Annotated in this window: 23 protein-coding genes; 12 read left to right on the top strand and 11 right to left on the bottom strand. The window is 73.1% G+C overall.

Going from position 1 to position 25,438, the window contains the following annotated elements; translation table 11 throughout:
- Positions 1-19 precede the first annotated feature (19 nt).
- The gene (locus BU204_RS07940) at positions 20-964 is read right to left on the bottom strand and encodes a 5'-3' exonuclease (RefSeq protein WP_075124922.1); all 945 of its coding nucleotides are present in this window, start codon (positions 962-964) and stop codon (positions 20-22) included.
- Between the two features lie 44 nt (positions 965-1,008).
- Between BU204_RS07940 and BU204_RS07935 the strand changes: the two genes are divergently transcribed.
- The gene (locus BU204_RS07935; RefSeq protein WP_075124921.1) at positions 1,009-4,167 is read left to right on the top strand and encodes a BTAD domain-containing putative transcriptional regulator; all 3,159 of its coding nucleotides are present in this window, start codon (positions 1,009-1,011) and stop codon (positions 4,165-4,167) included.
- On the opposite strand, the gene BU204_RS07930 is transcribed toward BU204_RS07935, so the two are convergent.
- Together BU204_RS07930 and BU204_RS07925 are read right to left on the bottom strand one after the other, a co-directional pair.
- Complete coding sequence (locus BU204_RS07930; protein ID WP_075124920.1) at positions 4,151-4,948, bottom strand: ABC transporter permease; 798 nt, start codon at positions 4,946-4,948, stop codon at positions 4,151-4,153. The two genes, BU204_RS07935 and BU204_RS07930, sit on opposite strands and share 17 nt — an antisense overlap.
- Complete coding sequence (locus BU204_RS07925; protein ID WP_075124919.1) at positions 4,945-5,907, bottom strand: ATP-binding cassette domain-containing protein; 963 nt, start codon at positions 5,905-5,907, stop codon at positions 4,945-4,947. The genes BU204_RS07930 and BU204_RS07925 overlap by 4 nt, the downstream gene beginning before the upstream one ends.
- A 602-nt stretch (positions 5,908-6,509) precedes the next feature.
- Between BU204_RS07925 and BU204_RS07920 the strand changes: the two genes are divergently transcribed.
- The 4 genes from BU204_RS07920 (at position 6,510) to BU204_RS07905 (ending at position 9,313) form a co-directional block, all read left to right on the top strand.
- Positions 6,510-7,442 (top strand): helix-turn-helix domain-containing protein, encoded by a 933-nt coding sequence (locus BU204_RS07920; RefSeq protein WP_233159727.1) that lies wholly within the window; start codon positions 6,510-6,512, stop codon positions 7,440-7,442.
- Positions 7,443-7,518: 76 nt separating this feature from the next.
- Complete coding sequence (locus BU204_RS07915) at positions 7,519-7,686, top strand: DUF397 domain-containing protein (protein WP_075124918.1); 168 nt, start codon at positions 7,519-7,521, stop codon at positions 7,684-7,686.
- A 47-nt stretch (positions 7,687-7,733) separates the two neighbouring features.
- Positions 7,734-8,867, top strand: a complete 1,134-nt coding sequence (locus BU204_RS07910; RefSeq protein WP_075124917.1) for a M24 family metallopeptidase — start codon at positions 7,734-7,736, stop codon at positions 8,865-8,867.
- Positions 8,864-9,313 carry an Lrp/AsnC family transcriptional regulator gene (locus tag BU204_RS07905; protein WP_075124916.1) on the top strand — a complete coding sequence of 150 codons (450 nt, stop codon included), beginning with the start codon at positions 8,864-8,866 and terminating at the stop codon, positions 9,311-9,313. Before BU204_RS07910 ends, BU204_RS07905 begins: the two co-directional genes overlap by 4 nt.
- Here the strand turns inward: BU204_RS07905 and BU204_RS39925 are convergent.
- A complete protein-coding gene (locus tag BU204_RS39925) occupies positions 9,286-9,981 on the bottom strand; it encodes a hypothetical protein (protein WP_158073413.1) in 696 nt (231 codons plus the stop codon). The genes BU204_RS07905 and BU204_RS39925 overlap by 28 nt on opposite strands.
- A gap of 339 nt (positions 9,982-10,320) precedes the next feature.
- On the opposite strand from BU204_RS39925, the gene BU204_RS07895 reads away from it, so the two are divergent.
- Positions 10,321-13,956, top strand: coding sequence for an nSTAND1 domain-containing NTPase (locus BU204_RS07895; RefSeq protein ID WP_075124915.1), 3,636 nt, complete (start codon positions 10,321-10,323; stop codon positions 13,954-13,956).
- A gap of 12 nt (positions 13,957-13,968) precedes the next feature.
- On the opposite strand, the gene BU204_RS07890 is transcribed toward BU204_RS07895, so the two are convergent.
- From BU204_RS07890 to BU204_RS07865, 6 genes are all read right to left on the bottom strand, one after another.
- Complete coding sequence (locus BU204_RS07890; protein WP_408607993.1) at positions 13,969-14,847, bottom strand: phosphatidylinositol-specific phospholipase C/glycerophosphodiester phosphodiesterase family protein; 879 nt, start codon at positions 14,845-14,847, stop codon at positions 13,969-13,971.
- 46 nt (positions 14,848-14,893) lie between these two features.
- On the bottom strand, positions 14,894-15,586 hold the full coding sequence (locus BU204_RS07885; protein WP_075124914.1) for an anti-sigma factor family protein: 693 nt from the start codon (positions 15,584-15,586) through the stop codon (positions 14,894-14,896).
- Positions 15,583-16,128, bottom strand: coding sequence for a sigma-70 family RNA polymerase sigma factor (locus tag BU204_RS07880; protein ID WP_198942801.1), 546 nt, complete (start codon positions 16,126-16,128; stop codon positions 15,583-15,585). The genes BU204_RS07885 and BU204_RS07880 overlap by 4 nt, the downstream gene beginning before the upstream one ends.
- Before the next feature lie 167 nt (positions 16,129-16,295).
- On the bottom strand, positions 16,296-16,937 hold the full coding sequence (locus BU204_RS07875) for a response regulator (RefSeq protein WP_075124913.1): 642 nt from the start codon (positions 16,935-16,937) through the stop codon (positions 16,296-16,298).
- Between the two features lies 1 nt (position 16,938).
- Positions 16,939-18,132, bottom strand: a complete 1,194-nt coding sequence (locus BU204_RS07870) for a sensor histidine kinase (protein ID WP_075124912.1) — start codon at positions 18,130-18,132, stop codon at positions 16,939-16,941.
- 32 nt (positions 18,133-18,164) lie between these two features.
- Positions 18,165-18,806, bottom strand: a complete 642-nt coding sequence (locus BU204_RS07865) for a class I SAM-dependent methyltransferase (RefSeq protein WP_075124911.1) — start codon at positions 18,804-18,806, stop codon at positions 18,165-18,167.
- Between the two features lie 148 nt (positions 18,807-18,954).
- Between BU204_RS07865 and BU204_RS07860 the strand changes: the two genes are divergently transcribed.
- From BU204_RS07860 to BU204_RS07840, 5 genes are read left to right on the top strand one after another with little or no spacing between them, the layout of a single operon-like run.
- Positions 18,955-19,842 carry an ABC transporter ATP-binding protein gene (locus BU204_RS07860; protein WP_075124910.1) on the top strand — a complete coding sequence of 296 codons (888 nt, stop codon included), beginning with the start codon at positions 18,955-18,957 and terminating at the stop codon, positions 19,840-19,842.
- Positions 19,839-20,609: an ABC transporter permease gene (locus tag BU204_RS07855; RefSeq protein WP_075124909.1), complete on the top strand. Its 771-nt coding sequence runs from the start codon at positions 19,839-19,841 to the stop codon at positions 20,607-20,609. Before BU204_RS07860 ends, BU204_RS07855 begins: the two co-directional genes overlap by 4 nt.
- 22 nt (positions 20,610-20,631) lie before the next feature.
- Positions 20,632-21,498 carry a siderophore-interacting protein gene (locus BU204_RS07850; protein WP_083661093.1) on the top strand — a complete coding sequence of 289 codons (867 nt, stop codon included), beginning with the start codon at positions 20,632-20,634 and terminating at the stop codon, positions 21,496-21,498.
- A 22-nt stretch (positions 21,499-21,520) separates the two neighbouring features.
- The gene (locus tag BU204_RS07845; protein WP_075124908.1) at positions 21,521-22,540 is read left to right on the top strand and encodes an aldo/keto reductase; all 1,020 of its coding nucleotides are present in this window, start codon (positions 21,521-21,523) and stop codon (positions 22,538-22,540) included.
- Positions 22,541-23,545 (top strand): zinc-dependent alcohol dehydrogenase family protein, encoded by a 1,005-nt coding sequence (locus tag BU204_RS07840; RefSeq protein ID WP_075124907.1) that lies wholly within the window; start codon positions 22,541-22,543, stop codon positions 23,543-23,545.
- 9 nt (positions 23,546-23,554) lie between these two features.
- Here the strand turns inward: BU204_RS07840 and BU204_RS07835 are convergent, their stop codons facing one another.
- On the bottom strand, positions 23,555-24,373 hold the full coding sequence (locus BU204_RS07835; RefSeq protein WP_233159724.1) for an alpha/beta fold hydrolase: 819 nt from the start codon (positions 24,371-24,373) through the stop codon (positions 23,555-23,557).
- A gap of 163 nt (positions 24,374-24,536) precedes the next feature.
- On the opposite strand from BU204_RS07835, the gene BU204_RS07830 reads away from it, so the two are divergent.
- Positions 24,537-25,388, top strand: a complete 852-nt coding sequence (locus BU204_RS07830) for a helix-turn-helix transcriptional regulator (RefSeq protein WP_075124906.1) — start codon at positions 24,537-24,539, stop codon at positions 25,386-25,388.
- The last annotated feature ends 50 nt before the right edge of the window (positions 25,389-25,438 follow it).

Here is a 25,438-nt window from a genome sequence, read left to right as displayed (position 1 = left end):
GAGGCGAACTCCTGGCTCGTCAGCCGGTCGCCGACCCGGGCAGGGCGGCCAGCAGCCGGTCGACCGAGGCGCCGAGGTCCCACTTCTCCTGCAGCAGCCGGACCCGGTCGAGGTCGCGTGCCCGCTCCGGCACGGTGTCCTCGCGGTCCACGGTGACCTCGGCGTCCAGGGCGACCCGCACCACGCGCGGCGCGGCGGCGACGTAGTCGGCCGCGTCGCGCAGGGCGGTCCGCACCCGCAGCGGCACCAGCTTGTCCTCGGCGTCGGCGGCGGCCAGCAGGCCCTCGAGCGAGCCGAACCGGGTGATCAGCTTGGCCGCGGTCTTCTCGCCGACGCCGGCCACGCCGGGCAGGCCGTCGGAGGGGTCGCCGCGGAGCAGGGCCATGTCGGCGTAGGCGCGGCCGCTGTTCTCCGGCGGCAGGTCGTAGCGCGCCGCCAGCTCGCGCGGCCCCAGTACCTCGGCCCGCGCCCAGCCCCGGCCGACGTAGACCACGCTGACCGGGGTGGGCTCGTCCCGCACGACCTGGAACAGGTCGCGGTCGCCGGAGATCACCTCCACCGGGTCGGTGGCCTCCCGGGCGACCAGGGTGCCGATCACGTCGTCCGCCTCGTACCCGGGCGCCTCCGCGACGGCCAGGCCGACCGCGTCCAGCAGGTCGAGGATGATCGGCACCTGGGGGGTCAGCGTGTCGGGCACCTCCTCGACGTTGTTGACCGGGTCGGCGACCCGGTGCGCCTTGTAGGAGGGCAGCGCCTCGACCCGGAAGGCCGGGCGCCAGTCGGCGTCCATGCAGGCCACCAGCCGCCCGGGGCGACGTTCGGTCAGGATCCGGGCGATCGTGTCGGCGAACCCGCGCACCGCGTTGACGACGGTGCCGTCGGGAGCGGTCATCGAGTCCGGCAGCGCGTAGTACGCGCGGAAGTACAGGCTGGCCGCGTCCAGCAACGCGAGAGGGCGACTCACGGGCGCCAGCCTGCCACGTCGACCGGGGAGGGCAGAATCGACTCGTGCGGATCTCGATGCTCGGCCCGCTCGAGGTGCGGGCCGACGACGGCGCGCCGGTGGAGATCACCGGCGCGCGGTTGCGCACGCTGCTGATCCTGCTCGCCCTGGCACCCGGCCGGGTGGTCACCACCGACCGGCTGATCGACGGGGTGTGGGGCGAGCACCCACCGGCGGAGGCGACGAACGCGTTGCAGGCCCTGGTCTCCCGGTTGCGCCGGGCGCTGCCCGAGCCGGCCGTGGAGTCCCATCCCGCCGGCTACCGGCTCGCCGTCTCCCCGCAGGACGTGGACGTCCAGCGCTTCGAGGAGTTGGCCACCAGCGGGAACGGGGACCGGGGGGATCTGCTCCGCACGGCGCTGGAGCTGTGGCGGGGCGAGGCGCTCGCCGACGTCGCGGGTGCCGCGTTCGCCCAGGCTCCGCGCGCCCGGCTGGTGGAGCTGCGGCTCGCCGCGCTGGCCGACCGGATCGAGGACGACCTGCTCGCCGACCGCGGGGACCCGGTGGCGGAGCTCGAGTCCCTGGTCGCCGAACACCCGCTGCACGAGCGGTTCGCCGGGCTGCTCATGCGCGCCCTCGCCCGGGTCGGGCGCTCCGGTGACGCGCTGGCCGTCTACGCCCGGACCCGGGACGCGCTCGCCGAGCAGCTGGGCGCCGACCCGTCGCCCGAGCTGGCCGAGCTGCATCTGGCCCTGTTGCGGGGCGAGCGCTCCGAGCGTCCGTCCCGGCTCACGAACCTGCGGGCCTCGCTGACCAGCTTCGTCGGCCGCGACCGGGACCTGGCCCGGGTGAGCACGATGATGGGGGAGTCCCGGCTGGTGACGCTGACCGGTCCGGGCGGGTCGGGGAAGACGAGGCTCGCGACCGAGGTCGCCCGCGCGCTGCTCGAGGACGTCTCCGAGGTGTGGTTGGTCGAGTTCGCGCCGGTCGGGGACGGGGCGGAGCTGCCGCAGGCCGTGCTTTCCGCGCTCGGCCTCCGGGTCGACGCCCTGCTCGGCACCGGCGGTCCGGTCGTCGGCGAGCCGGTCGAGCGGCTCGCGGCCGCGCTCTCCACCCGGTCGCTGCTGTTGGTGCTGGACAACTGCGAGCATGTGGTGGCCGCGGCGGCCGAGCTGGTCGACCGGCTGCTCGGCGAGTGCCCGGGGCTGCGGGTGCTCGCCACGAGCCGCGAGCCGCTCGGCATCACCGGCGAGACCCTCTGGCCGGTCGACCCGTTGCCGCTGCCCCCGGCCGGCGCCACCGGGGACGAGGCGCTGGGCTACCCGTCGATGCGGCTGCTCGCCGACCGCGCCCGGTCGGCGCGACCCGACCTCGCCACCGACGAGCCGACCATCGCGTCGATGGTGCACATCTGCCGGGCGCTGGACGGCATGCCGCTGGCCATCGAGCTGGCCGCGGCCCGGCTGCGGACGATGTCGCCCGGTCAGCTCGCGACCCGGCTGCACGACCGGTTCCGGCTGCTCACCGGGGGCAGCCGGATGGCCCTGCCGCGCCACCAGACCCTGCGCGCGGTCGTCGACTGGAGCTGGGAGCTGCTCGACGACCAGGAGCGCGTGCTGCTGCGCCGGCTGGCGGTGTTCTCCGGCGGCGCCACCCTCGAGGCGGCGGAGCAGGTGTGCGGCGATGTCGAGCACCCGGTCGGTCTCGAGCCCGACCGGGTGTTCGACGTGCTGTCCGCGCTTGTCGACAAGTCGCTGGTGGTCCTCGTCGACGACCGCTACCGGCTGCTGGAGACGATCAAGGCCTACAGCCTGGAGCGCCTGGCGGAGGCCGGTGAGCGGGAGCGGACCCGTCGCGCGCACACGGCGTTCTTCGGACGGCTGGTCGAGGCCGCCGAGCCGCACCTGTGGCGTGCCGAGCAGCTGGTCTGGATCGCCCGGCTGACCGCCGACCACGACAACCTGAACGCGGCACTGCGGGCGGCGGTCGCCGCCGGCGACAGCGAGACGGCGCTGCGGTTCCTCGGTCACGTCGCCGGGTACTGGTGGCTGGCCGGGCACAAGGTCGAGGGCGGTGAGCTGGCCGGTGAGGTGCTGGCGATGCCCGCGGACGACGTGCCGCACGACGTGCGCGCGGTGGCCTTCGGGATCTCCGCGTTGATCGCGATGGACGGCCTGCGTGACCAGTCGACGGCGGAGGCCTGGTTCGCCGAGGGGGTCCGCAACGCCGAGCGCGCGGATCGCGGGCACCCGCTGGTGCGGCTGATCCTGGCGCTGCAGGACGTGTGGCACCTCTACGGGCGGCCGGGAGAACGGCCCGACCTCGACCGGGTGAGCGAGCTGGTCGACGACGAGGACCCGTGGGTACGCGGCACCGGCCGCGTGATGCGTGCCCATGCCGCGCTGAACGCCGGTCAGAGCCACGCTCAGGCCGAGGCCGACTTCCGCCGGGCACTGGCGGCGTTCCGCGAGGCGGGGGAGCGATGGGGGATGGCGTTCACCCTGGGCTCGCTCGCCGACCTGATGGCCTGGCGCGGTGAGTTGAGCGCGGCCGCCGATCAGTACCGGGAGGCGATCGAGCTGGTCGCCGCGCTGGACGCCAGCGACGACATGGTGACCTTTCGGCTGCGGCTGGCCGCTCTGCTGCTCCAGCTGGATCGGCCGGCGGAGTCGGCGGCCGTGCTGGAGCAGGCGCAGCACGACGCCGATCGGGTCGGGCTGCCCGAGTCGCTGGCCGGTGTCGCCCAGGCCAGGGCGGAGTTCGCGCGGTGGCGCGGAGACCTCGAGACGGCGAGCGTCGAAATGGCCAGGGCGGCGGTCGTCGTGACGCATCCGACGGTTCCGCCCCAGTTCCGGGCCATCGTCTGCGCCGGCAGGGGGTTCCAGGCGGCCGCTCTCGGACGGGCCGAGGAGGCCGCGGCACACCACGCGGAGGCGCTGGACTGGGCGGTGCGCTCCAACGACGCGCCGGTGATCGCCCACACCCTGGTCGGGATCGCCGAGACCAGCCTGAACCGGGGCGAGGCTCGGCACGCCGCGCGGCTGCTCGGCGCGAGCGTCGCCATCCGCGGCGTCCCCGACTTGTCCTTCGTTGACGGTGTGCGGGTGGAGGCGGCCACGCGCGCCGCACTCGGCGAGGAGGAGTTCGCCGAGTGGGTCGCGCGCGGCCGTTCCGCCACGATCGAGACCGTGCTGGAGCTGGCGGGGGTCACACCCGCCGTTTGAACGCGCGCACGGCGAGCGGCGCGACGACCACGGTGATGGCAGCGGACCAGAGCACGACACCGCCCACCGGGCCGGCGACCGATCCGCCGCCGAGCAGGCCTCGCATCGCGTCGGCGAGCAGCGTGACCGGGTTGACCTCCACCCAGCCCTGCAACCAGCTCGGCATCGTGTCGGCGGGGACGAAGGCGTTGGAGACGAAGGTCAGCGGGAACATCACGGTGAACCCGAAGATCATCACCTTCTCCGGCTCGCTGACGATCATCCCGACCAGCACCGCGATCCAGGAGAAGGCGAACACCACCACCAGGAGCAGCCCGGCGGCGCCGAGCAGCCCGAGTGGGGAGCCGCCCACCCGGAAGCCCATGATCGCGCCGATGCCCAGCAGCAGGACGAGCGCCCACACCTGCTTGACCATGTCCGCGGCGATCCGCCCGGCCAGCGGCGCCCAGCGGGCGATCGGCAGCGTCCGCAGCCGGTCGAACACCCCCTTGGTGAGGTCGGTGTTCAGGCCGACGCCGGTGTTCAGGCTGGCGAACAGCGCGTTCTGCACGATGATCCCGGGCAGGGCGAAGGCCAGGTAGTCACCGGTCGAGCCGACGATCGCGCCGCCGAACACGTAGGTGAACAGCAGCAGGAACATGACCGGCTGGATGCTGAAGTCGATCAGCTCCATCGGGTTGTGCTTGATCTGCACCAGCGTCCGCCAGGACAGCGAGGCGCTCTGGCGCAGGCCCTCGGCGGGGCGCACCCGCGCGGCGGGGACGGCGATCGAGGCGGTCATGCCGGGACTCCTTCCGGGAGGGCGGGGGCGGCGGTCCGCTGCCCGGTCAGCGCGAGGAACACCTCGTCCAGGCTCACGTCGCGCAGCGCGAGCTCGGCCACCAGCACGTTCGCGTCGTCGAGCCGGCGCACCACGGCCGGCAGGACCGCCGGATCGGCCACGGTCGCGGTGACGACCGTGCCCTCGACGGCGGGCGCGGTGTCGGACAGGTCCCCGACGATGCGCAGCACGGTCGGCAGGTCGGCGGGGTCCGCCGGCCGCACGACCAGCGGCTGGGCGCCGGTGCGGGCCTTCAGCTCGGCCGGCGTGCCCTCGGCGATGACCCGACCGTGGTCCACGACCGCGATGCGGCTGGCCAGCTGGTCGGCCTCGTCGAGGTACTGGGTGGTCAGCAGTACGGTCACCCCGTCGGCGACCAGGTCGCGGATGATCTGCCAGAGGTCCAACCGGCTGCGCGGGTCCAGGCCGGTTGTCGGCTCGTCGAGGAACAGCACACGCGGGCTGGCGACGAGGCTCGCGGCCAGGTCCAGGCGCCGTCGCATGCCGCCGGAGTAGGTCTTCGCCGCGCGTCCGGCGGCGTCGGCCAGGCCGAACCGCTCGAGCAGCTCCCGGGCCCGGCGCTTGGCCAGCGGCCGGGTCAGCCCCAGCAGGCGCCCGATCAGCAGCAGGTTCTCGGTACCGGTGAGCATCTCGTCGACCGAGGCGTACTGCCCGGTCAGCCCGATCAGCTGGCGGACCTGGTGTGCCTCGCGCACCACGTCGTACCCGCACACCTCGGCCCGGCCGGCATCGGGCCGCAGCAGCGTGGTCAGGATGCGGACGGCGGTGGTCTTCCCGGCGCCGTTGGGCCCGAGCAGCCCCAGGACGGTGCCGCTGGGCACGGCGAGGTCGACACCGTCGAGCGCTCTCGTCTCCCCGAACCGCATGGCCAGCCCCTCGGCCAGCACGGCGTTCTGCATGGTGGATCCCCTCGTCTGAGTGGTAGGTGAGCCCACCGTGCGCGCCCCCGCTGACACGCCGCCGAGCGATCACTGAGACGGCCCTGAGACGGCGCTGACACGGGTTCTCGGGCCGTCTCAGGATGGGACCCCGCCCGGCCCGGAGGTCGTGTGCGGGCCGGGCGGGGCTGATCGGACGCACGCCCGCCGTCGGGGCAGGTCGGCAAGAAGCGTGCGGCCGAGGTCAATCAACTGTTTCTGGTGTGGATTTCCGTTGTTAGATGGCTCTTCCGAATCCACGCAGTGGCGAGCCGTTGAAGGTCCGGCCGGGGGTCGGTCCTGTCGCCCAGGAACGGGACGGTGTCGACTATCTCGGCCGAATCCCTGGTGCGAAGGAAGGCGACGACGTCATCTCCTTTGACCAGCCGGAAGAAATACCCGCCGAGCGTGTAGCCGAACCAGGTCTCGGCTCCGACCGGGTGGGTCAGACTGTTGCTTTTCCGACCTGTCCCTGGTGGACTCGGGTGATGCCGCGACGATTGACCCGCCATGAATCAAGCATCTGTGGTCAACGTGAGCAGAGATAGTGTTGACCTGTTGGCCGCGTCAGGAGGCAACAACCGGTGTCGTTCGGGACCAAAGCGCAAGACTTGATGAAGGCCAGGGGCATACCCCTGCGTCCTCTCGCGCGTCGGATTCCTGTCGACCCCGGACACCTGTCCAAGGTGGTCAACGACCGAAAGGCCCCGAGCGCGGAGCTGGCTCAACGCCTTGACGATGAGCTGGGCGCCGAGGGCAGCTTGGTCGTCCTCGCCGACGACCGGTTGGCGCTGGCCGGGGAGAACCCGCGCCGGGTGGACATGGCGGTACTGGACAGTGTGGCCGAGCTGCTGGCGAAAACCCGGCGGCTGGAGGACTCGACCAGCGCGGCCACCGTGCTACCAGCGGTCCGGGAGTACACCGTGATGGTGGAGCGGTTCGCCGCTGAGGCCCCGTCGAAGGTTCGACCGGACGCGATCGGGCTTGCCAGCGAGCTGCACCAGTACGCCGGGTGGCTGAACGTCCCGTTGCGTCGCTGGTCTACCGCGGAACGCCTGCTTGAGCGGGCGGCGGTCCTCGGGATGGAAGCCAACGACCGTCAGCGGACGGCTACCGCACTGTCGTTCTCGGCCTACACGGCGATGCGTCGGCATCAGACTCGCAAGGCTACAGCGCTGAACGATGCTGCCGGCCGGGACACAGGCGTCGACCTCGGGCTGCGAACGTACATCGCGTACCAAGGTGCCGAGATTCTGGCCGGCGACGACGACGCCGAGGCACGTCGACTCCTGGCGGTCGCCGAGGGGATGTCCGCCAAGATCGATCCGAAAGACCTCACGTCCTCCGGCTACTGGTACACGGCTGAGTTCTTCCAGGGCACCCACGCGTTCATCCTGGACAAGCTCGGGGAGCACGATCGTGCCCGAGAGCTGATGGCTGAGTCCCTGGCTGCCCTGCCCGAGGAGTGGCGCAACGCTGAGTGGGCCGAACGTCGTCGAGCCTTCCTGACTGCTTGAGCTGCCATCCCTGCCGTGATCCATGTCGTGGTTGGTCGGGTATATCGCCATTCACTAGGGAACTGCTGGAGGGCTGATGATCACTTGGCGTAAGTCTTCGAAGTCCGACACGGGTGGGCAGTGCGTCGAGGTGCGCAACGACCTGGCCGCTCTCCGAGACAGCAAGAACCCCACCGGTCCCGCCCTGAACGTGAGCCTGGACCACCTCCTGGTCGCTCTCAGGGCGGGCCGCTTCGACCACTGATCGATCGCTGAGACGGAGCCGACACGGGTTCCCCTAGGCTTTGACCTATGTCGAACACCGTCACCGCCGTGGAGCCGGCGGCGCTGCGCGCCCGGCTGGAGCGCGCCAGGCAGGCCGCCGGAACAACCGGCGCGGACGCCATGCTGCTGGCCCCCGGCTCGGACCTGAGGTACCTGCTCGGCGGGTCCGGCAGCTCCTTCGAGCGGCTGACCTGCCTCGTCGTCCCGACCGGCGGGGAGCCGGTGCTGGTGGTGCCCAAGCTGGAGGCCCCGGGCTACGCCGAGGTGCCGACCGACGAGCTGGGCGTCGAGGTCGCCACCTGGGTGGACGGCGAGGACCCGTACGCGCTGGTCGCCTCGCGGCTGCGCGGGGCGTCGCGGGTGGCGCTCGGCGACGTCATGCCGGCACTGCACGTGCTGGGGCTGCGCGGCGCCCTGCCCGGCGCCGAGCAGGTCCTGGCCGGGCCGATCGTGCGCGAGCTGCGGATGCGCAAGGACCTCGCCGAGATCGACGCGCTGCGCCGCGCCGGGGCGGCCATCGACCGCGTGCACGCCCGCATGGCCGAGTTCCTCCGGGTCGGCCGCACCGAGGCCGAGGTCGGCGCGGACATCGCGGTAGCGATGGTCGAGGAGGGCCACGCGGTGGCCGAGTTCGTGATCGTCGGCTCGGGCCCGAACGGCGCCAGCCCGCACCACGCCGTCTCCGAGCGGGTGGTCGAGGCCGGCGACGTGGTGGTGGTGGACATCGGCGGGCCCGTCCCCGAGGGCTACAGCTCCGACAGCACCCGCACCTACGTCATGGGCTCGCCGAGCGAGCCCGACGTGACCAGGACCTACGAGGTCCTCCAGGCCGCGCAGGCGGCCGCGGTCGCCGCGGTCCGCCCCGGCGTGCTCGCCCAGGAGATCGACGCCGCCGCCAGGACCGTCATCGCCGAGGCGGGCCTGGGTGAGTTCTTCATCCACCGCACCGGCCACGGCATCGGCCTCGACGTGCACGAGGACCCCTACATCGTGGGCGGCAACGCCCTGCCGCTGGAGCCCGGGATGGCGTTCAGCGTGGAGCCGGGCATCTACTTCCCCGGCCGGTGGGGCGCGCGGATCGAGGACATCGTCGTGGTCACCGAGGACGGCGTGGAGTCGTTGAACAACCAGCCGCACGAGCTGACCGTCCTCCCCGCATGACCGAACTGGAGCAGATCGACCAGGCGATCGCCCGCGTCCTGGCCAACGACGGCCGATGCAGCTTCACCGACCTCGCCGAGCAGGTGGGCCTGTCGGTCTCGGCCGTGCACCAGCGGGTCCGGCGGCTGGAGCAGCGGGGGGTGATCCGCGGGTACGTCGCGCAGCTCAACGCCGAGGTGATCGGCCTCCCGCTGACCGCGTTCATCTCGCTGACCCCCATCGACCCGGCGGCCCCGGACGACTACCCGCACCGCCTCGAGGACATCCGCGAGATCGAGTCCTGCTACTCGGTCGCGGGGGACGAGTCCTACATCCTGCTGGTGCGGGTGGCCTCCCCGGCGGCGCTGGAGGACCTCCTGCGCCGCATCCGCGAGGCCGCCAAGGTCTCCACCCGCACCACCGTCGTCCTCTCCACCCCCTACGAGGGGCGGTCCCCCGCGGTCTGAGTTCCGCCGGCGACCGAGAGCGGCCTGGGTGCCGCTCTGGTCGCCGGGACCCAGCCGGTGTGCGCGGTACCCGCGACGTCGACGTTGACGAGCGGGGTGAAGCGACCGCCGTCGATGTCCGCGTAACCATGACGGACGATGGACCGGTAGAGGTGGTCCGAGACCACCAGCGCCATCGGCTCCGCCGCGCTCGCGAGCACCCGCTTCAACGCGGGTGCGTCCAGCAACCTGCAGACGAGGTCGAGGTCGTCGCCGTAGGGGCCCCACCGGTCGTAGTGAACCTCCCCGGCGTGCGCCGCCGCCCGAAGTTGGAACGCCTGCTCCGGGTGGTGCTCGTTGTGCTCGGTGAGCAGGTGCTCGAGCGCGGGGAGCAGTCGGCTCAGCAGGAGCGTCTTGGGCACCTGGTCGGCGGGGTGGAAGAGGACGAGTGCGCCGTCGCCGCGGTCGATCGGCGGGTCGTGGTGCTGGTCGGCGATCCCGCTCGCCCTCATGGCCTCGTCGAGCAGGTCGTACATCACCCGGCGGAACCGGCCCTTGGCCGGGTTCGCACGTGCGGTCGAGTTCGCGATGTCGAGCACGAGCATCGTCCGGTGCAGGGGTACGCATCCGTGCCCCGGCGAGCCCTTCCAGTTCGCTCCGTGCGGCGACGCGATCGTCAGGTCGGTCATCGTTCTCCTCCGTCCGGTCCTGCCGCCGAGTCAATCTGGCCACGTGGCCCGAAGGAAGATCCTGCGAGATGTTCGTACAAGGCAATTGTGGTCAGGGAATTTTCAGGCAACCGGCGCCGGGCGGCCCTTTGTACGGGGATGTACGGGCAATTGTTCCTCCGGCGCTGGTCACCGACTTGCCACATTAGTGTCATCGGGTGTTGGGCCGCTAACAGCGGACGTTGTTGCCGCGATCGCTGGGGCGGGGAACACGACATCGAGGGGGTCCCCGTGTCGAGAACATCCGACGAACCCGGGCTGGGCCCGACGACTGTTCAATCCCGTCAGGACTTCGCGAGGATGCTGACCGAGCTTCGGGAGCAGGCCGGGCTCACCGTTCGCGACGTGGCCAGGGCCGTCGGAATACCCGACAGCACGATGGGCGGGTACTTCGGGGGGCGTCATCTCCCTCCCATCAAGCCGGTAAGCCTGTTCGAGGGAATTCTGCGGGCGTGCGGCGTCGTCGACGAGCAGGAGTTGCTCGAATGGCGCCGCGCGCTCGGACAGGTACGACGAGCTCCTGGACGGCGTCCGTCCGACGCCCCCATTCCGTACCGCGGGCTGGAGAGCTTCCAGCCCGAGCACGCCCGGTGGTTCCACGGGCGGGAGGCCCTGTCCCGCGCCCTCGTCGATCGGGTGGCGGGCCAGTGGCTCGACGGCCGTCCCGTCGTGGTCGTCGGCCCGTCCGGGTCGGGGAAGTCCTCGCTGCTGCGAGCGGGGCTCATCCCGGCGTTCAGCGACGGCAGGTCTCCGGTTCCCGATCTCCCGTCCTGGCGGGTCGCCCTGTTCACGCCCGGCAGGAATCCCGCCGCGGAACTGGCCCGTCAGCTTGCCGCGCACCCCGCCGAGGAGCCCGTGCTCGTTGTGGTCGACCAGTTCGAGGAACTGTTCACCCTCTGCATCGACCTTGAGGAGAGACGGGCGTTCCTCGCCCAGCTGACCGCGCCGCGCCCGGCCGCGCCGGCGACGCTGGTCGTGGTGGGGCTGCGTGCCGACTTCTACCCACAGGCTGCGCGATGCCCCGAACTCGTCGCCGCACTCCAGAACACGCAGATCGTGGTCGGTCCGATGAGCCGGTCGGAGCTGTGCAGCGCGATCGTCGAACCCGCGCACACAGCGCGGATGGACATCGACGACGGCCTTGTCGAACTGCTGCTGCGCGAACTGGACCCGACGACCGAGTGCCTGCCGGGCTCGGCGCACGACCCGGGTGCGCTGCCGCTGTTGTCCCATGCATTGCATGCGACCTGGGAGCGGGCCCGCCGAGGCACGATGACGATCGCCGACTACACCGCGACGGGGGGCATCAGCGGTGCGATCGCCTGCACGGCCGAGGCCGTGTTCGACCGGCTGAACGAGGAGCAGCGGCGCACCGCACGCCAGCTCCTGCTGCGGCTCGTGCACCTCGGCGACCGGACCGCGGACTCCCGCCGGCACGTGTCCTACGCGGAGATCCTGCCGGAGGGAACGAACGACGAAGCAGCCGCGGTCGGCGAGATTCTGGACACCTTCGTCGAGCAGCGCCTGGTCACCGCCGACACCGACTCCGTCTACATCACCCACGAGGCTCTGCTCACCGCTTGGCCGAGGCTGCGGGAGTGGATCGACGCGGACCGGGATGGTCTGCGCGTCCACGGTCGGCTCGCCCACGACGCCCAGGTCTGGCGGGAGACCGACCGCGATCCGGGTGCGCTGTACCGCGGCGGAAAGCTCGCTGCCGCCCAGGAATGGGCGGCCGAGCGCGGCCACCGGCAGGACCTCAACGCGCTGGAGCGCGAGTACCTGGCCGCGAGCGTGGCCCAGCAGGAGGCCGAGCAGCGTGCTCAGCGGCGGCGGACGCTGGTCCTGCGCAGGCTGGTCGCCGCGCTCACGGTACTCGTCCTGGTCGCCAGCGGGCTGACAGCGTATGTCTTCCGTCAACGCGCGGTCGCCATCATGGAGCGGGACGTGGCGATCTCGCGGCAGGTCGCCGGGGAGGCGAACCGGCTGCGTGAGTACGACGTCCCGTTGGCGAAGCAACTGGCCGTGGCCGCCTACGCGATCAACCCGACTCCGGAGGCCCGGGCAAGCCTGCTCGACGCGACGGCCAGCACGGCAGCCACCCGCATCCTCGGGCCGGAAGGCGCGATGCAGGCGATCGCGCTCACCCGGGACGGCGGGCTCATGGCGGCCGGCGGAACCGACAAGACCGTCCGCCTGTGGCGACTCGGCCGCCGCAGCAGGGCCACCCCGCTCGGGAAGCCCCTCACCGGCCCCACCGACACGGTCTTCACGGTGTCATTCAGCCCCAACGGGCATCTGCTCGCCGCCGGTGGAGGAGACCGGACTGTTCGGCTGTGGGATGTCACGGACCCGGCCGCGCCGACGGCGGTGGGCCGGTTGACCGGTGCCGGGAACACCGTGTACTCCGTCGCGTTCAGCCCCGACGGGCGGACGCTTGCCGCGGGCAGCGCGGACAACTCCGTTCACCTCTGGGATCTGAGCGATCCGCGGTCACCGGTCCGGATGGGACGGCTGACCGCGTTCGAGGACTACGTCCAGGCGGTGGCGTTCAGCCGCGACGGGCGCACGCTCGCGGCGGGAAGCGCCGACGGCACCGTCGGACTGTGGGCCGTCGAGCGCGTTCGTCGCCCGGTCGAGCTGGCACGGTTGACCGGGCCTACCGCCACGGTGTTCGCCGTCGCGTTCAGCCCGGACGGCCGGACGCTCGCCGCGGGGAGCGCGGACAAGAACGTCTACCTCTGGAACCTCACCCGCCGCGAGGGCCCGGTCCCGCTCGGGGAGCCGCTCACCGGGGCCACCAGTTGGATCAACGCCGTCGCGTTCAGCCCCGACGGCGCCACCCTGGCCGCCGGCGGGTCGGACGCGGAACTGAGGCTGTGGAACGTCTACAGCCGCACGACAAGCCTGAGCCTTCCGCACCCGGGACCGATCACGGCGCTGGCCTACACCGCCGACGGCGCGACCCTGGCAAGCGGTGCGTCCGATGGTGTGGCCCGCCTCTGGGCGGTACCCGGGCCGGTCATCACCGAGTCCTCCGACACGATCTTCAACGCCCTGTTCGGTCCGGACGGCCGGACACTGGTGACCGGCAGCGGCGTCGACGACGGCCATGTCCGTTTCTGGAACATCACCGACATCCACCGACCGAGACGGCTCGGCCCGCCGGTGCGAAACCCCGCCGACGGCAACCAGGCGGTCGGCTCGGCAGCGATCACCCCGAACGGCCGCACGCTCGCCACGGGCGGGATGGACGGCCGGATCCAACTCTGGGACATGACCGCTCCCGAGCGCGCCGTCCCGTTGGGCGCCCCGCTCGCGGGGCCTACCGCCAGGTCCCAGTTCGTCATGTTCAGCCCGGACGGACGGCTGCTCGCCGCCAGCGGCAACGAACACACCATCTGGCTGTGGGACGTCAGCGACCCGGCCCACCCAACCAGACCTGTCCGGGTCACCGGCCCCAGGAACTACGTGTACTCGGTGGCGTTCAGCCCCGACGGCCGCACGCTCGCCGCCGGCAGCGCCGACAAGACCGTGCGGTTCTGGGACGTCACTCACCCCGCGGAACCGAGGTCGGTGGGGCGGGTGATCACCGGCCCGGCCAACTACGTCTTCTCGATCGCGTACAGCCCCGACGGGGAGACGCTCGCGGCCAGCACCGCGGACCAGACCATCTGGCTGTGGGACGTCGGGAACCTCAGCGAGCCCGCGCATCTCGGAACGCTCACCGCCGCGACCGGCGGGGTGAACTCGGTGGTGTTCAGCCCCGACGGCCGCACCCTCGCCGGCAGCGGCAACGACCGGATGGCGCGCCTGTGGGCGACGGACCCGGAGCGGGCGGCCGACCTCGTCTGCGCCATCTCCGGAGATCCGATCACCCGCACCGAGTGGGAGCAGTACGTCAAGGACGTCCCCTATCGGCCGGTCTGCCGGTGAGGCCCGTTGGGGTCAGCCGACCGCCGCGAGGTGACGGTTGGTCAGGAACCGGGACAGGCCGACCAGGTCGTCGGTGTTGATGTGGTCGACGTGGGCGGCGCGCAGCTCCCGCCAGACGGCGTCGCGGGCGGGGCCGGGCAGGTCGGGGGTGGCCCAGAACCGGACGCGCTGCCCGGCCCGGTGGGCGGTGCGGACGATCCCGTGCAGCCGGTCGCGCTCGGCGGCGGGCATCGGGCCGGCGCCGGTCCAGGTGAACAGCTTCGTCCAGTTGTCGGAGACCAGCGGGGTGAGCGTCGCGGCGGAGCCGGGGCCGAGATCGTTGGGGTCGGCGATCCGGCCGTCGTAGAAGGCGACCCGGGACCGCTGGGCGGCCATCGTGGCGCGGGGGCGGTTGCCCGACACCACGGCGGTGACCGGCCCGGTCCGCACCCGGCCCGACCGGTAGGTGGTCCACAGGAACGCGTACCGCGGCGAGCGCAGCAGGCGGTCCAGCGCGGCGTAGGTCGACTCGCCCTCGGACTTGAGGTCGATCAGCAGCTGGAACTCCACACGCCGGCCCGGGTAGATGCCGCCGCGCAGGACCAGGCGGCGCAGCGGCTCCAGGTACAGCGACCGCAGCGTCCGCGACGGGTCGAGGTCCTCGGGGTCGTGGGCCACCAGCAGCTCCTCGCCCACCAGGTAGATGTCCGCCTCGACGCTGGTGAAGCCGTGGTCCAGCGCGTCGAACAGCGGGCGTTCGTGCTCGTAGTCGTTGTGCGCGTGCGCCTGGGGGAGCGGACGGACGGTGTGGTGCCGGGGGGTCGCGGCGACCGGGACGGCACCGGCGACCAGCCCGAGGACGGTCAGCAGCAGGAACAGGGATCGGGACAGGGCCCGCACGGCGACCTCCACGGTTGGCAGGGGACGGCTGGGCGTCACCGTAGGGGACCGGGGTGAACTACAGCGGTACCGAAACCATCGTCCTGCCGTCGGTCGTGACGATCTCCACGGACTCGACCTCGTCCGGCGCCACCAGCGCGGTGCCCTCGAGCCTGAGGCCCTTCGCCTCGCCCTGCTCGGACACCACCCAGCTGCCGGCCACCAGCGGGTCGCCGTCGCCGCGGGGGATGACCCGCATCTGGCACTTCTCCCCGGCGGGCACGCCGGCGATGTCCGCGTTGACCCAGACCCAGCCCGCGCGGGGCTCGACCTGCACGGTCATCGACGCGCCGGTCTCCGGGTCGGTCGCCTGGGCGGTGCGGGTGCCGGCCGGTGGGGACTCCGCGGTGACCGTGTCCGGCGCGGTCTCCCGGCCGATCAGCACACCACCGCCGAGGGCGACGGCCACCAGCAGCACCACGGCGGCCGCGACCGTGGCCGGGGACCACCGGCGCCGGCCTTCCGGCACCTCCTCGCGCACCCGGCGCAGGGTCTTGCGCAGCAGGAGGTCCCCACCGTCGGGCGGCCCGTCCAGGAACGCCTCCGGCGGCACCTGGTCCAGGGCCTGGCGCAGGTCGACGAACTCGGCGAGCTCCCGCTGGCAGTCCGGGCAGCCCGCGACGTGCGCGTGCACCGCGCGTTCCTCGACCGGGTCCAGCGCCCCGAGGGCGTAGGCGCCGAGGAGCGACCGGTCGTGCTCGACGGAGCTCATCGCGGCACCTCCCCCGGCTGGGACAGCGTCGCGCGCAACGCGCGGACCGCGTGGTAGGTCCTCGATTTCACCGTACCCGGGGCGATACCCAGCACCGACGCCGTTTCGGCGACCGTCCGCCCCCGGTAGTACAGCTCGACCAGCACCGCGCGCTGCTCGGGGGAGAGCCGGTCCATCGCGCCGAGCACGGTCATCGCGTTGACCACGTCGTCGGCGTGGTCGCGCTGGGGCGACGGGACGTCGATCTCCTGGTTGACCTCGGTCGGGCGCACCGCCCGTGCCCGCGCGCGGTCGGTGATGATGTTGCGGGCCACCGTGAGCAGCCAGCCTCGCACCGAGCCGACGTTGTTGCGCAGGTCGTCGGCGTGCTTCCAGGCCCGCAGCAGGGTCTCCTGGACCACGTCCTCGGCGGCCGCGCGGTCGTTCGTGAGCCGGATCGCGTAGGCCAGCAGGCTCCGGCCGTGCTCCTCGTAGAGGGAGCGGACCAGCTCCTCACCGGGCGCCTGCCCGGATCGGCGGGCTCGCCTGCCTGTGATCGCCACGCTTGCCATCACCTGCCCAGAGGTCCGTTCGCGAGGTCGGGGGTCCGCACGCGCGAGCCAGGCACTGCGTGGGTCGATGAGGAGGGTACTGGACAAGGTCTGGCTCACAACCATGACACGGGTGGGCCGCGCGAACGGTTCACCGATCCCCGGAATTCACCCGCCGGTCATCGTCCCGCGTCCCGCGCCAGCAGGGCCACCTCGACCCGGTTCACGCAGCCGAGTTTGGTCAGCAGCCGGCTCATGTAGGTCTTGATCGTGGGCTCGCTCATGTGTGTGCGCCGCGCGATCTCGGCGTTGGACAGGCCCTCGGCGACGAGCCCGGCGATCTCCGCCTCGCGCGGGCTGAGCGCCGAGAGCCGCTCCGCCGCGGCCTGCCGGCGCCCGGCGGCCGGGGCAACCATGCCGAGGACCAGCCGGGCCACCTCGGGGGACAGGTACGCGTCGCCGCCGTGTGCGGCCCGCACCGCCCGGATCAGCTCGTCGGGCGCGCAGTGCTTGAGGACGAACCCGCGGGCGCCGCCCTGCAGGGCACGCAGCAGGTTGGGCTCGGTGCCGAAGGAGGTGAGCACGACGGCCCGCGTCCCGGGCAGGTTCCGCCGGAGCTCGGCGAGCGCGTCCAGCCCGTCGAGCACGGGCATCGTCACGTCGAGCAGCGCCACGTCGGGGCGGTGCTCCAGGGCGGCCCGCACGGCTGCCGCGCCGTCGGCGGCGGTGGCGACGACCTCGATGTCGCCGGCGGACTCCAGCACGGTGCGGATGCCGGCCACGATCAGCGGCTCGTCGTCGGCGACCAGGACCCGGAGCACCTCAGGCCACCCCGGTCAGCATGCTCGCCGGCAGCACGAAGAACACCAGCGCCGCCACCGCCGCGCCGAGCGCGAGCGCCCGGACCCGCCCGATCCCCGCCTCGGCCTCGAGGCCCGGTCCGTCGTCGGCCGGCGGCGCGACCGGCAGCATCGCGACCACCCGGAACTCCCCGTCCCCGGCGCGGTGGTCGAGGAACCCGCCGGCCGGTTCGACCCGTTCGCGCAGCCCCACCAGGCCGAGCCCCGCACCCGACCGGCCGGCGGCGGCGTGGCCGGGCACGGGGTTGGTCACGCTCAACACCAGGGCGTCCGGCTCCCACCCCAGCCGCACGGTGACCGGACACCCCGGGGCGTGCTTGGCCGCGTTGGTGAGACCCTCCACCACCACGTGGTAGGCCGCGGCGTCCGCGGCCGGCGGCAGCGGGCGCGGCTCGCCCCGGGTCTCGACGGTGACCGGCAGGCCCGCCGCGCGGAACCCGGCGGCGACCGCGTCGGTCGCCGCCAGCCCGGGTACCCGGTCGCCACCCGAGCCGCGCAGGGAGCCGACCAGCTCGTGCAGCTCGGTCACCGCGGCGCGGGTCGCGGCGGCCAGCGATGCCACGGCGCGGCCGTGCGGTTCGGGCAGCGCCGCGACCTCGAGCGCCGCCGCCTGCACCGAGACCAGGCTGAGCCGGTGGCCGAGCGAGTCGTGCACGTCCCGGGCGATCCGTAGCCGCTCCCGGAGCTGCTCGCGCTCGGCGAGCAGCTCACGCTCGCGGCGGAGCTGGTGGTTGCGGGCCGCCAGCGCCTCCACCAACCGGCGCTGCTGGCTCAGGTAGCGGCCGACCAGCAGCGGCAGCACCACGAACACCACGCAGATGCCCACCGTCTGCGGACCGGGATCCACGGTGAACGCCACGCCCGCCCACCCGGCCACCGCACCGGCGACCACGGCCGTGTCCCGGCGGGAGGAGGTGGCCAGGCCCGCGCGGTGGGAGACCCAGACCAGCAGCGGGTAGGAGCCGCCGGAGAGCACCGCGAGCGCGAGGGTCGCGGTGAAGGCGGTCTTCGGCGCGCGGTCCGCGCTTGCCGCGACCAGGAGCGCGGCCGGCCCGTAGGCCAGGGCGGCCAGCGGCTCGTGGGTGGCGATGAACAGCAGGACGTCCCCCGGGACGACCGCGAGGACGAGGAGCGGGGCGGTGCGGTGTCGGCCCATGCGGAGCAAGGGTACGGGTCGCGCCGCCGGCGTCACTCCGGCTTGCGGTGTGCCCGGACGACGAGGTCCTCCATCCTCGTCCGGGTGGAGCCGTGCTCGACGTGGCGGGTCCGCGACTCCGCCACGGCCACCTCCCACAGCCGCGGGCTCAGGGCGCCGGTGACCGTGTCGAGGCCGATCGAGGCCTGGGCGGGGGCATGCGCAGCCGAGTGCTCGTCGGCGTGGTCGTGGCCGACGACCAGGAGGGTCCCGTCGGGGGCGACGGCCAGGGCCAGGCGGGCGACGAACTCGCCGAAGGGCATGGCCGGGTGAACGTACTGGCTGACCACGAGGTCGTACCGCTCGTCGGGCAGCCAGGTCGTCAGGTCGGCGACGACCCAGCTCACGCGGGCCGCGACGGTGGCATCGTGGTGCTCGGCGAGCTCCCTGGCCTTGTCCACCGCCGTGGGTGAGACGTCGACGGCGGTCACCCGCCAGCCCTGCCGGGCGAGCCACAGCGCGTCGGCGCCGCGCCCGCAGCCCGCGTCGAGCGCCGAGCCGGCGGCAAGGCCGGCCACCTCGGCCACCAGCTGAGCGCTCGGTGTGTCCGGGGGCGCGGCGTGGGCCTGGTAGTGCTCCTCCCACCACCCCGCGTCGAACGGGGGCGGGCTGTGCCGGTCGGGAACGTCGCTCATGGCTCCACGATGGCAGACGGCGCCATGTCCGCAACTCCTGTTGCCGTTCTGGCAAACGTCGTGGCGACGAGGCCCGGCGACTTTCGTCGACCGGACGAACGACTTTCGCCGACGGCGCCGGACTGCCGCGCGCCCCTAGCGTGGCGCCGTGATCGAGGTCGAAGGGCTCAGCAAGCGGTACGGCGACACGGTCGCCGTGCGGGATCTGTCGTTCACCGTGCGGCCGGGCCGGGTCACCGGCTTCCTCGGCCCGAACGGCGCCGGCAAGTCGACGACGATGCGGATGATGATCGGATTGGACCACCCCACGGCCGGCCGGGTGTGCATCGACGGGCGGCACTACCGCGACATCGTCGAGCCGCTGCGGTCGGTGGGCGCGTTGCTGGAGGCGCGCTCGACCCACGGCGGCCGCACCGCCCGGCAGCACCTGCGGTGGCTGGCCCAGACCAACCGGATCCCGACGGGTCGGGTGCGGGAGGTGCTCGACCAGGTCGGGCTCGGCGACGTGGCCGACAAGCGGGTCGGGGGCTTCTCGCTGGGGATGAGCCAACGGCTCGGCCTCGCGGCCGCCCTGCTCGGCGACCCCCCGGTGCTGCTGCTCGACGAGCCGGTCAACGGCCTGGACCCGCAGGGGATCATCTGGCTGCGCACGCTCGTGCGCGGCCTCGCCGCCGAGGGACGCACCGTGCTGGTGTCCAGCCACCTGATGGGCGAGATGGCGCTCACCGCCGACCAGCTCGTGGTGGTCGCGCGGGGCCGGCTGCTCGCGGACACGACCGTCGAGCGCTTCGTCGAGGAGCACGCGGATGCCCACGTCCGCATCACCACCCCGGACCCGGACCGGCTGCGGTCGGTGCTCGGCGAGGCCGGGATCCGCGTGGCCGACGACGCCGACGGCTCGCTGAAGGCGCATGACGTCGGCGTGCAGCGGGTGGGCGAGCTGGTCGCGGCCCACGGTCTGGTGGTCCACGAGATGGGCCTGCGGACGGCGTCGCTCGAGGAGGCCTTCATGCGCCTGACCGGGGAGGAGTCATGAGCGTTCTGGGTGCGGCCCTGCGGGGCGAGCTGACCAAGGCGCGCACGGTGCGCTCCACGTGGTGGAGTCTGGGGCTCGCGGTGGTGTTGTCGGTCGGGCTGGCCGCCCTCATCTCGCTGTCGCTGCGGGACAACCCGGTGCGCGGCTCGGGGGAGTGGGACCCGGTGATGATGGGGTACCTCGGGTTGACGATGGGGCTGGTCGTGCTCGTCGTGTTCGGGGTGATGGTGGTCAGCGCCGAGTTCACCTCGGGCACCATCCGCGCCTCGCTCGCCGCGGTGCCGCGACGCGGGGTCCTCTTCGCCGCCAAGGCGCTCGCCAGTGCCGCGGTCGCGGTGGTGGTGGCGGTGCCGACCGCGTTCGGCGCGTTCTTCGCGGCCCAGACCGTGTTCGGCGAGCGGGGGGTCTCCCTCGGCGACGACCAGGCGTTGCGGGCGGTGCTCGGCGCGGCGGCCTACCTGGTGCTGATGTGCGTGTTCGCCACGGGGGTCGCGATGATGCTGCGGAGCACGGCGCTGTGCCTCGGCATCCTGATCCCGATCCTGTTCCTGAACTCCCAGGGGCTCGCCAACATGCCGGCAATCCGCGCGGTCACCCAATACCTGCCCGACCAGGCGGGGATGGTGCTGATGCAGACGGTCCACCGGGGACGGGGGGTGCTGGCGTGGACCGACTACGGGCCGGCCGGCGCGTTCGCGATCCTGCTCGGCTGGACCCTGCTCGCACTGGCCGGCGGGTATGTGGTCTTGCGGAGGTACGACGCCTGAGCCCGACCGGCTAAGGTGAGGCATGCCTAACTCGCCGCGGTACTCGGTGCTGGAGCAGCTCGGGACGAAGGTCATGAACAAGGCGGTCTCGCTGGTCATGGCGCCGGTCGCGGAGCGCGCGGTGTACGACCAGTTCCGGATGACCGTGCACGCGGTGACCGACCTGAGCGAGCACCTGCGCCGGGTCACCTTCCGGGCGCCCGAGCTGACCCGGCACGAGACCAACGGCCCGGACGAGTACTTCGGCCTGCTGATGCCGCCACCCGGGCACGCCGCGGTGACGATGCCGAGCGCCGACCGGCTCAACGTCCGCCAGGCCATCCGTGCGCTGCCCGAGGACCAGCGGCCGGACCTGCGCTGGTACACGATCCGGCGGCTGCGCCGCGAGGTCGGCGAGATCGACGTCGACATCGTCCTGCACGGCGACGCCGGACCCGGCTCGCGCTGGGCGGGGGCGGCCCGGCCGGGCCACGAGGTGGGCTTCCGGGCCGGTACGGCGACCTACGCCCCACCCGAGGGAGCCCGCCACCGGCTGCTGGCCGCGGACGAGACGGCCCTGCCGGCGCTGGCGGCGATCCTCGAGTCCGGCCAGGCCGCGCCGGAGGGCACCGAGCCGCACGTCTTCGTCGAGGTGCCCGACGAGAGCTACCGCCAGCCGGTCGCCGCGGACGTGCCGGTCAGCTGGCTCTACCGGGGTGGCGACGAGCCAGGCTCCCGCCTGCTGCCCGCCGTGCGCGCCGCATCCCTGCCCGTGGTGGACTACGCGTGGCTGTGCGGAGAGTCCGCGCTCGCCAGTGGCCTGCGCCGGCACCTGGTCAGGGACCGGGGCGTGGACCGCCGACGCATCCTGTTCTCGGGGTACTGGAAGCTCGGCCAGGCCAGGACCTGACGTCGACGCGGGAGGAGCAGGGGTGGAGTACCGCACCCTCGGTGGCACCGGGACAGTCGTGTCCGTGCAGTGCCTGGGCACGATGACCTTCGGCAAGGAGACCGACGAGGAGGGTTCGCACGCCCAGCTCGACCTGTTCGTCGAGCGCGGCGGCACCTTCCTCGACACCGCCGACGTGTACTCGGCCGGACGCTCCGAGGAGATCATCGGTCGCTGGCTCGCCGCGCGCCCGGGCGTGCGGGACGGGCTGGTCATCGCGACCAAGGGCCGCTTCCCGATGGGACCGGGCCGCAACGACGCCGGGCTGAGCCGCACCCACCTGACCCGCGCGCTCGAGGCCAGCCTGCGACGCCTGGGCGTGGACGCGGTCGACCTCTACCAGGCGCACGCGTGGGACCCGCTGACCCCGATCGAGGAGACGCTCGGGTTCTTCGACGACGCCGTGCGGGCCGGCAAGATCCGCTACGCGGGCGTGAGCAACTTCCTGGGCTGGCAGCTGCAGAAGGCCGCGCTGGTCGCCCGGTTCCGTGGGCTCGCCCCGGTCGTCACCCTGCAGCCGCAGTACAACCTGCTGGTCCGCGACATCGAGCACGAGCTGGTGGACGTGTGCCGCAACGAGGGCATCGGCATCCTGCCCTGGTCCCCGCTCGGCGGCGGCTGGCTGACCGGCAAGTACCGCCGCGACCAGGCGCCGAGCGGCGCGACCCGGCTGGGGGAGGACCCGGCGCGGGGGATGGAGGCCTACGACCCGCGCAACGCCCAGGAGCGCACCTGGACGATCATCGACGCCGTCCGCGGGATCGCCGAGGAGCGCGGCGTGTCGATGTCGCAGGTGGCGCTGTCCTGGGTGGCCGACCGGCCCGCGGTGACCTCGGTGATCCTCGGTGCCCGCACGCTCGAGCAGCTCACCGACAACCTCGGCGCGGCGACGCTGCACCTGACCGAGGCGGAGACCGCGCTGCTCACCGAGGCCAGCGCGCCGGCGGTGGCCGACTACCCCTACGGGGGGCCGGGCGTCGCGCAGCGGGGCAGGCAGGTGTAGGTGCGGGCGGTCGTCCACGAGTCCTACGGCGGCCCGCTCGCGGTCACCGACGTCGCGGAGCCGGAGTGCCCGGAGGGCGGGGCGGTGCTTCGTGTGCGGGCGACCGGCGTGTGCCGTTCGGACTGGCACGCCTGGCAGGGCCACGACCCCGTGGCCCTGCCGCACATCCCCGGCCACGAGCTGGCCGGGGTCGTGGCGGAGACCGGCGCCGGCGTGACCCGGTGGCGGGTGGGCGACCGGGTGACCGTGCCGTTTGTCTGCGGCTGCGGTGCGTGCGAGTACTGCGCGGCCGGGGAGGCGCAGGTCTGCCCCCGGCAGACCCAGCCCGGTTTCACCGGTCCCGGCTCGTTCGCCGAACTCGTGGCGGTCCACGCGGCCGACCTGAACCTCGTCGCGCTGCCCGAGCCGGTCGAGTTCGTCACCGCGGCCGCGCTGGGCTGCCGGTTCGCCACGGCGTTCCGGGCGCTCACCGCGCACGCCCGGCTGGCGGCGGGGGAGTGGCTCGCCGTCCACGGCTGCGGTGGGCTCGGCCTGTCCGCGGTGATGATCGGCGTGGCGCTCGGCGCGCGGGTCGTCGCCGTCGACCCGTCGGGCTCCGCGCTGGACCGGGCCCGGGAGCTGGGCGCGGTCCCCGCCACCCCCGACCGGATCCCCGAGCTGACCGGCGGCGGTGTCCACGTGTCGATCGACGCGGCCGGGTTGCCGCGGAGCGCGGTGGCCTCGGTCCGCTCCCTGCGCCGCCGCGGCCGGCACGTACAGGCCGGCCTGCTGCTCGGCGCGGCGTCGACCCCGCCACTGCCGATGGACCTGGTCGTCGCGCACGAGCTGGCCCTGTTCGGCACGCACGGCATGGCCGCGGCCGACTACCCGCCGATGATGGCCATGGTCGCCGAGGGGACCCTGCGCCCGGACCTGCTGGTGGGCCGCGTGATCGGGCTGGAGCAGGCCCCCGCCGCCCTCGCCGGCGGGTCCGGACCGGGGATCACCGTGGTCTCGGTGACCTGACCGGCCCGCTCATCGGCGTTCCCGGTCCACCCGGCCGACGAAGTCAATCACCCGGTGCACGATCCGTTCTCGGTCCGCCGGCCGGAGGAAAACGTAGTGGCCCGTGTCCGGCAGCGTCTCGACGTCCGCCTGCGGAAGCAGCGCGCGGAGCCGGTCGGCCGCACGGCCGGCGTCGTGTACGACGCTGCGTCCGCCGAACAACGCCAGCACCGGCACCGGGATGGCGCGGAGGTCGTCGTCGGCGGGAGGGGCCTGGAACGGCACCTTCGGCTTGTAGTCGCGTATTCCGGCGAGCACGAGCTGGGCGTCCGGCCGGTCCAGGATGTCCTGGCCCGCCGACCAGCGCAGGAACCGCCGCCAGAGCCAGGTCCGGTCGAACACCGCGGTCACCGCGCCGTAGCAGATCACCGGCCAGGAGAACCCCGTCGTCACCGTGGTGGGGTCCAGGACGCTGATCGAGGCGAGCCGGTCCGGCGCGTGGATGGCCTGGTTGACCGCGTGCCACCCGCCGGTCGAGGCGCCGACCAGATGGACCGCGGTCAGCCCCAGGTGGGCGAGGACCTCGTCGAGGCACCGCGCGCGATCGGGCGTTGCGGCGAACGGTGCGGTCTGCACGCTTCGGCCGGCCTCGCCGAGCGTGTCGACGGCGTAGACCGGACGGTGTTCGGCGAGCGCCGGAATGACCGGTCCGTAGCACGCTACGGTCGCCATCAGCGCGGGAAGCAGCACGACCGGTCGCCCGTCGTCCACGCCGAACCGGTAGACCCGGGTCGTGCCGTGCCGGGTGACCACGTCGGACACCGCGTCCGGCACCGGGCACCGACTCATCGCTCGCTCGTAGGCCAGGAGATACCGCTCCCGGTGAGCCGGACTCCGGAAACCACCCACACCCGCCATGGACACCACCCCTTCGACGCCGAAGCCGAACGCTAGGGATCTCCCGCCTCGGCGTCTTGGACGAAAGTAAGATCGGCGAAAGTAAGATCGGTGAATGCCGGGCTGGACCCTCGTGGTGTCACGCGAGGAGGTCGCACGGGCACCCGCGAAACGCACCTTCGGCCTGCCCCACCCGACGCTGTCCGACCACGTCCTCACCTACGTCGCGCACGACTTCCCCGCCACCAGCCCGATGCCCTGGCGGGTGGCGCCGCTGGGCGTGGTCACGGCGACCCTCGATCTGGAGGTCCCGGTTCGTCGCCTGGTGGCCCCGGATCCCCGGTCAGGACAGGCTCTGCCGGAGTCGCCGGTGACCGGGCTGCGTGATCGGCCGCTGACCCTGGAACAGGGCGGGGCGTCCCGCGGGATCGTGGTCACGATGACCCCGCTGGGTGCCTACGGCCTGTTCGCCCTGCCGCTTCGAGAGCTCGCGAACACCACCGTCGGTCTCGCCGACCTCCTCGGCTCCGACGCCCCGCTGCTGGCGGAGCGGATCGCCGAGACCCGTGGGTGGCCGGCGCGGTTCCGGGTGCTGGACCACTACCTCGCCGGGCGGCTCCGCCACGGTCCCGCCCTGTCCGCGCCGGTCCACGGGGCCTGGCAGCGCATCACGTCGAGGCCGGGCAGTCAGCGCGTCGCGGCGCTCGCCGAACAGCTCGGCTGGACCCGCCAGCACCTCACCGTCCGGTTCCGCCACCAGATCGGCCTCGCTCCCAAGACCGTGGCCCGCATCGCCCGGCTCCACCACGCGGCGACCATGCTGTCGCGGCCGTCCCCGCCTACGCGGGCGGAGGTGGCGCACCGATGCGGTTACGCCGACCAGCCGCACCTCAACAGGGACTTCCGCGATCTGACGGGGTGCACGCCGGGGGAGTACCTCGGCGACGCCCGCGCCGGCACGCACTGACCCTCGGCTGCGCGTCCCGACAAAACCCCAGGTGGTTCGCGGCGTCGAAG

The sequence above is a fragment of the Actinophytocola xanthii genome, assembly GCF_001921205.1.
Taxonomy (GTDB): domain Bacteria; phylum Actinomycetota; class Actinomycetes; order Mycobacteriales; family Pseudonocardiaceae; genus Actinophytocola; species Actinophytocola xanthii.
This window is presented reverse-complemented; position numbering and strand designations above follow the sequence as displayed.